This is a genomic window from Mesorhizobium sp. WSM4848 (assembly GCF_055811375.1).
Window position 1 is genome coordinate 1 of sequence record NZ_JBVVPX010000119.1, and the last position, 544, is coordinate 544.

Here is a 544-nt window from a genome sequence, read left to right on the forward strand (position 1 = left end):
TCAACCCCAGGCGCTTGCCAAACGGCCAGCTTCCGGCCACGGCCCGCCTAAGAACGACATGGCAGGGAACCGATTTAACAAGCTCTGAGTTTCAATTGTTAACCCAAGGTGAAAGTCTTAGGGAGCAACACAATGAAAACCATCCATCATCTCCTCGCCGGCACCGGTATGGTGCTGATTTCAAGTGCATTTTTCGGCTCAACGGCGACCGTTCCAGCATTTGCGCAGGCGATTGAGCGCCAGATCTCGGCGGGGCAGCAATGTCGCTTGTGCCCGCCGCTCACCACTGGCGAGGGCCATCCGACAGGCACAGCTAGTAAGGACACCATCGGCGGCAGCGGCAGCGTCGGCGACCACGGCACCGGCAGCGTCGGCGGCACCGGCAGCATCAGCGGCAGCGGCAGCATCGGCGGCAGCGGCACCGGCAGCATCGGCGGCAGCGGCAGCATTGACGGCAGCGGCAGCGGCAGCATCGGCGGCAGCGCCACCGGCAGCATCGGTGGCAGCGGCAGCATTGACGGCAGCGGCAGCGTCAGCGGCAGCG

1 pseudogene is annotated in these 544 nt (G+C 64.7%); it reads left to right on the forward strand.

Annotation, left to right across the window (positions count from 1 at the left end):
• Positions 1 to 132 precede the first annotated feature (132 nt).
• Positions 133 to 544, forward strand: a pseudogene (locus AC0L16_RS33570) (hypothetical protein); the annotation flags it as partial.